Raw genomic sequence first — 6,619 nt, 5'->3', positions numbered from 1 at the left:
GAAGTGGGCCAGGGGGTCTGTCCCCTTGGCTCCTACAAGGCTTTCTTTGAATTCTTACTGCTATACATATGGTGGTCCGCAATCTTGATTAATTCAAATAAATTTTTGCTGTCATCTGGATAGAGGGCAGATCCAATAGAAAGTGTAATAGGCATTTTTACTTCCTTAGATAAATCTTTTATTTTCTCTTCGAGTTTTTGCAGAACGGTTTGCATTTCTGTCTCGTCATTGGATTGTCCGATGAGCAGAAATTCGTCACCACCCCAGCGGGCGACGATATCACTTTGTCTTGCTGTTTCAGCAAGTGCTTTGCTGATTTTAGTCAAAATCATATCGCCTGTAAAATGCCCAAAGGTGTCATTAATCACTTTAAAATTATCACAATCAACTATTACTACGAAAAGTTTATTGTTCATTTTTTCTGTTAGGTTAGATAGTTTTTTAAAGTTGCTTAAGATATATCTTCGATTGTATGTCCCTGTCAGTTCATCTTTCTCCGAATAAAATCTCACTTTGTCATACTGTTTGCCAGCCCAATAGCCAAACCAGATTAATAAGGGATATGTATACAAATCCAGAGGCTCTACTTCTCTATCACGGAGATAGTAATAGAGGATATATACGGAGTGAAATAATAACAAACTCAAACTTCCGATGATTTTACCAGTATGCTTCATTATCGCTCACCTTTGTAGTTGAAAAGTTTGTATTTATCATATCATGTGCTCGTAGATATTTGTTATTTCGATATAAAGTTTTTACAATTAAAGAAAGTTTTTCCTTTTATAAAATTCTTTATGGTAAAGTGATATTTATAGAATGAGCCAAGGGGACAGGTCCGTTGGCTCTTTTTGAGACTGGGCCAGGGGGTCTGTCCCGGTGGTTCAAAACGAGGGCTCCGTCCCATATTGAGGTGCCAAATGATTAAGTTAATTAGAAAGATACCAGGATTTGTTTTAAGTCTCGTCTTTGGAATATTACTGGGGGCAATCGCCAAGTATTTAGATACAGTCTCTGTTGATGGGCACTGGGGTAACTATATCCTAAGCTATTCAGGGGATATTTTTACAAGGCCCGGCATTTGGGTATTGATCGGGACCATTTTGGCAGCGTATAGTAAAACATTGTTACGAGCGGCTCTGAATACGTTCCTGTTCTTCATCGGCATGCTGATAAGTTATTATGTGTATTCTGCCTATTTATTCGGCTTTTTTCCAACGAGTTATTTTCTTCTGTGGGGCAGTATAGCCATCGTATCTCCTTTCTTGGCTATGATTGTTTGGATAGCTAAGAATGACCCACGTCTAGCTTTTGTCCTGCCGGCTCTCCCGATGGGACTTTTATTAGGCCTTTCCCTGGGCATTGGCCTATTTTATGTGTATGTATCTTATATAGAAGAATTAATGATGTATATGGTTCTGGGCATCATCTTTTATAAAACAGGTAAGCAAATGGCTATTGTCGTTATTCTTTCATTCGTTGTGGCTATTATTTTCGGCCTGTATAGTCCAATTCAATTTTGAGCCAGGGGGTCTGACCCCCTGGCTCTTTTTGAAGTGAGCCAAGGGGTCTGTCCCCCTGGCTCTATCCCCCCAGCTTCTCCGGATTCATAGTAATATAAATCTCCGCAATACGATCTTCAAAAATCGAAAAGCTTATGGTGCTGTGGATGCGGCCGTTCATGTAGTTGACCATGGCAGGCTGGCCATTGACGGTGGTGAGGGTAAATTGCACTTCATTGGATAAATTGCGTGTAATTCCCTGTAAGAAGGCCAATACCCTCTGGCGGGTCAGAATCGGACGTACGGCTGCTTTGACTTTTCCGCCGCCGTCGGAGTAGAGTGTCACATTTTCTGAGATGAGTTCGAGCAGGTCTTCTGTACGTTCTGTTTGGAATGCGAGGATGAAGCGCTGGATCAATGAGAGGTTCTTTTGATAATCCAGGCTTTCTCCTTCGGCTGCGGCCATTTTCTGTTTGGACCGGCTGAACAGTTTGCGGCAGTTATCTTCCGTTTTTTCAATCATTCTGCTAATCTCCGAATATGAAAAGCCGAACGCCTCCCGCAGCAGCAGGACTGCCCGTTCATGAGGGGTGAGATGCTCCATCATCCGTAAATAGGCGATGCTTAAATACTCCTTTTCCATGAGGATTTCCGACGGATTGGCTCGCTTGTCTCCCGCCGACAGGAGGGGCTCCGGGTTCCAGGGACCGATGTACTGCTCTCTTTTTACCCTCGCAGATCTTAAAAAATCGATGCAGCGGTTTGTCATCATTCTGCATAAATAAGCCTTCTTGTTCTCAACCTCCAGTTCAGGCAGCTGATAAGCCCGAAGGAAGGTTTCTTGGATCAGATCTTCGGTTTCTGAGACGGAGCCGGTCATGCGGTAGCCGAGAGAAAATAATAACGGCTTATACAGCACATAATCTTCATCGCTAATTTGCATGCTTGATCCTCATTTCTTTATCGATCACTTCCAGAGCGGCCTGTTTTCCGCTTTCCGCTGCAGCCTCTGACAATATGAAAGAAGGCGAGGCCCAATCTCCAGCAGCGTAGAGCCCGGGGAGGATGGCGGAGCTGCGGGTAAATAACGATGTGTCATTGACCATTGGCAATCGGCCATTCACCGTTATTTGTGGAAGGCATCTCTTCGTAATCATATATTTCTGCCAGCCAGGCTGTATTACCTCTAAAAAATTCTCCAGATTCCTTTTTTCTTCAGTAGCATCAATGGACTCATCGGGATGATGGTATTTCAGCACATGGAGAATGGTGCTTTCTCCTTTCTTTGACAGCCGGGCATAGTTAGAGTGAACAGAATAATAGTAGGGTGCATCGATTCCCATGGCAAATAAGTTTTCCGGATTGGGAAGCCTGGATAATGCAACATCCAATGCGGCCGCTTTGATGGGTTCAAAGTGATTGAAAGGCAGCTTGGCAGATTCGCCGAGCAGGTCATTCAGTGCTTGAGGGGGGCCGCTATAAATGATGTTACTGCAATAGATCGGTTCCTGATTGGATACTGTGATCTGCCACTGGCCGTTGTCCAAAGCAGTCAGCTGCTTCACATTTGCACTGGTCTGAATCTGTACATGGTTTGTGACGGCTTGGTTGTACAGCTGATCAATAATGGATTGCCACCCGCCATCCACATAAATCACACCGCCCATGCCGATTTGCATGTGGGCCAGCATGACGCTCGCACTGATTTGTTCGGGGGCATGGGAATAGCTCACAAGGCGTCCGAGTGTAAAAAGAAGCTTTTGGATGTTAGGAGTCTTCGTTGTTTCGTGCACAAATTGATGGAAGGTTTGATTACTGTATTGGCCGGGCTGCAGCTTCTGAATCTTGCGCAGAATGCCTATCCATTCTATTTTTTCTTTCCAGTTTAAAAGCTTTGATTGCAGGACTCCGGTTGGTGAAAATGGTGCCGTAAAAGATTCGGGGCCATCAATTAACAAACCGCCTATTTTAGGCGTACTGCCATTGATCTCTACACCCAACTCTTTGAGGATGGGTACAGCCCTTCCATTTTTATAAAGGGCATGCGGTCCCATATTAAAATACTGTCCGCTGATGATATCCGTTTTTGCACGCCCCCCGGCAGACTTCGCTTTTTCAAGCAGAAGAGTCTTCATCCCGGCTTTTCCTAAAACAGCTGCGGAAACAAGGCCGGCTAAACCGCCGCCTATGATGACAGCATCCCAATGATTTTGAGTCATAAAAATCCCTCCTGTTTTAAATTCATTCTTATGACGGTTGAAGGAGGAGTTTTGTGACCGATGAGCCAAGGGGACAGGTCCCTTGGCTCTTTTTAAAATGGGCCAGAGGACCTGTCCCCTTGGCTCAAAGAAGAGAAAAGAGGATTATTAGGAGGATATTCGACAGAGACCAGCGAAACAGAAAATATGGAGTCATAGGGTGATGGTAAGATGAGCCACGGGGTCAGACCCCTTGGCTCGTTTTGAGATGGGCCAGGGGGTCTGTCCCCATGGCTCATAAGGGAGGGTGAAACATGAACTTAAGTAATTTCAAAAGTGCAATTGATGCCGCGATTCTCGACAGAGGACATGACTATTATATAGACGGGCGCCTGGAGCATATAGAAACCAATGCTGAAAATAAGTATTTTTTCCAAGCGGAGGGGACGGATTTTTATGAGGTTTGGGTTGAGGTTGAGGAAGATGGGGAGATTGCCGATTCCGAATGTGATTGTCCCTATGATTATGGCCCGATCTGTAAGCACCAGGCTGCAGCTTTTTACCAGCTGGCGGGAATGTTGGATGGAGTTAAGCAGGAAAATAGGGCAGTGAAAAAAACTGAGAAAGTTCCCGCTCTGGAAGAGGTCCTGGCTGATTTATCAAAGGAAGAATTGGTTCAAATTCTTCTGGAAGCCGCCTATTATGATGAGGGACTTGAAAGAAAACTCTTATTGAAATATGTAAAGGGAGGCAGCAAACAAGAGCTGAAGGCATGCAAAAAGCTGATCAAGGATATTGTGAGGGAGTATAAAGGCAGGGGCGGGTTTATTACTTCCAGAAACGCTGGCCGGTTTACGATCGAGCTGGAAACAGTCCTCGAAAAAGCGGGTGATGTCAGTGATCCGGAGCTGGCTGCAGATATTTCTTTGTTACTTCTGGAGGAAGCTATAGCTTCCTTTCAATATACAGATGATTCAGATGGAGACGTTGGTTTTCTAATCAAGGGAACTCTCGAGAAGATTGAGGAAATCGCCATGGATGCAGCTGGAAGTGACCAGAGGGAAGTGGTGTTCAACAAGCTATTGAAGGCTGCAAATAGTAACATGTTTGATGGCTGGGACGAATTCCAGATTGACCTTCTCCAAATTTGTCTAATATTTGCCTCGACTGATTATTATAGAGAACAATTAAGAAATATTATTGAGTCCCAGCTACTAAGAGCAGCGCCGGATGATAGGTATTCGAAATACAGGAAGGAAAGCCTGCTTCAGCTATTATACCAGCTGCTTGATCAGTATGGGCCGGCAGAGGAAGCGATGAAGTTTATGCAGGAGCACCTGCACTTTTCCTCTTTTAGAAAGCAGCTGCTGGAGAAATATCTGGAGGAAAGCCATTACGAAAAAGTCATCGAAGTTGCTTTGGCTGGAGAGGACCAGGATAGAGAGTATGCTGGACTGGTAACCAAGTGGAAGGAATACCGGTACAAAGCGTATAAAGACCTCGGAAGGAAAGAAGAGCAGCAATCATTGGCGAGAGAGATGTTTTTAGATGGCGACTTTGGCATGTACGGGGAATTGAAAGAGCTTGGAAAGGAGAATGAACGGTTTTATGAGAAGCTTAAGGAAGAGCTGAAGGGGAATAATAGATGGAATAATGAACGCCTCCTGCTTCAATTGATAGAAAAGGAAAATGATACGGAAGAGCTTATGATCTTTGTCCGGAAAAATCCCAGCTATATTGAAAAATATGCCGGAAAGCTCGCAAACCATTATAAGGAAGATGTTACCGGGATTTACAGGGTATATATCTATAATGAAGCAAAATCTGCATCTAATCGAAGCCAGTATCGGGAGGTTTGCCGGAAGTTGATTCGTTTTAAGAAACTTGCCGGGAAACCGGAGCAGGCTGAAATCATTGAAAGGCTGGCAGAAGATAATAAAAGAAAGCCGGCTTTTTTGGATGAGCTGGAGAAGATACGGTGATGTGAGCCAGGGGGTCTGTCCCCATGGCTCAAGGGAAGGAGGTCAAGCATGGGACAAGAGAGAGGTTTGAATCGCATACATATTTTGTTTGGGGAGTCCCCTGCTGGATCTTTGAAAAATGCCTTTAGGGATATGGGCATTTTTGAGCAGGAGAGGGTTGTGTTTTTTAGGGACATCTTTTCAGTTGGTCCTGTTTGGATGCTGCATGAAGAGAGCGGGAGAGAAAACAGGATGGAATGGATGAAGGATTTGATCAGTGATGATTATGAGGAATATCCCGAATATCGGAATAAGTTTGAGAAGACGATCAGACAGATACAGGATATACCTGATGGCTCTCATATCATTATCTGGCATGGTGATAATGCCCACGAGCAGACGGGATTGCAGTATGTTGTGTATCTTTTGAAGGGGAAAAATATAGACATCTCCGCGATCAACACAACAAAAGCGGGTGAAGAAATGTTTCCAGACAAAAAAGTGAAATTTACTCCATTGCACACAGGGGAAATATCCCCTGAGATACTTCAGCTGATCTGGGAAAGCCCATTTGGAAAATGGTTAACAGACCATGATAGAGAACATCTGGAAAAAGAGTGGCTGATCCTTTCAGAAGATCGGGCAAATTTAAGAGTATGGAGGAACCAACTGATCCACAGCTTTCCGGAAGACTACTATGATACATTTATAAAAAGCAGGGCCGAAAAGCTGCATGCCAAGCAAAAGGAAAAGGATTTCATGAAATCAGCAAGGCTGATTGGCGACGTGCTTGGGCGTTTGGATCAGTATGTAGGAGACGACTTTCTTGAATATCGATTGAAGAAAATGATAGCAGCAGGCGTATTCGAGGCGGAAGGCAGCCTGCTGGCGATGAGGTTTTATAGTGTGAGGCTGCGCCAGGGGGACAGGTCCCTTGGCTCGTTTTGAAAGTGGGCCA

The 6,619-nt window shown here is 44.4% G+C and carries 6 protein-coding genes; 3 read left to right on the top strand and 3 right to left on the bottom strand.

What is annotated here, in order from left to right:
- Positions 1–32: 32 nt before the first annotated feature.
- Positions 33–677, bottom strand: coding sequence for a GGDEF domain-containing protein (locus tag Q9R36_RS21145; RefSeq protein WP_311225847.1), 645 nt, complete (start codon positions 675–677; stop codon positions 33–35).
- Positions 678–920: 243 nt separating this feature from the next.
- Here Q9R36_RS21145 and Q9R36_RS21140 point away from each other — a divergent pair, with 243 nt between their 5' ends.
- Complete coding sequence (locus tag Q9R36_RS21140; protein ID WP_311225846.1) at positions 921–1,523, top strand: hypothetical protein; 603 nt, start codon at positions 921–923, stop codon at positions 1,521–1,523.
- 61 nt (positions 1,524–1,584) lie between these two features.
- Here Q9R36_RS21140 and Q9R36_RS21135 read toward each other — a convergent pair whose 3' ends face one another.
- Both Q9R36_RS21135 and Q9R36_RS21130 read right to left on the bottom strand, forming a co-directional pair.
- Positions 1,585–2,445: an RNA polymerase sigma-70 factor gene (locus Q9R36_RS21135; protein WP_129614166.1), complete on the bottom strand. Its 861-nt coding sequence runs from the start codon at positions 2,443–2,445 to the stop codon at positions 1,585–1,587.
- Positions 2,435–3,721 (bottom strand): phytoene desaturase family protein, encoded by a 1,287-nt coding sequence (locus Q9R36_RS21130; protein ID WP_311225845.1) that lies wholly within the window; start codon positions 3,719–3,721, stop codon positions 2,435–2,437. Before Q9R36_RS21130 ends, Q9R36_RS21135 begins: the two co-directional genes overlap by 11 nt.
- Positions 3,722–4,014: 293 nt before the next feature.
- Here Q9R36_RS21130 and Q9R36_RS21125 point away from each other — a divergent pair, with 293 nt between their 5' ends.
- On the top strand, positions 4,015–5,682 hold the full coding sequence (locus tag Q9R36_RS21125; RefSeq protein WP_311225844.1) for an SWIM zinc finger family protein: 1,668 nt from the start codon (positions 4,015–4,017) through the stop codon (positions 5,680–5,682).
- Between the two features lie 48 nt (positions 5,683–5,730).
- Positions 5,731–6,609, top strand: coding sequence for a DUF1835 domain-containing protein (locus tag Q9R36_RS21120; protein WP_311225843.1), 879 nt, complete (start codon positions 5,731–5,733; stop codon positions 6,607–6,609).
- The last annotated feature ends 10 nt before the right edge of the window (positions 6,610–6,619 follow it).

The organism is Bacillus sp. AG4(2022), from assembly GCF_031844465.1.
Classification (GTDB): Bacteria; Bacillota; Bacilli; order Bacillales; family Cytobacillaceae; genus Bacillus_AB; species Bacillus_AB infantis.
This window is presented reverse-complemented; position numbering and strand designations above follow the sequence as displayed.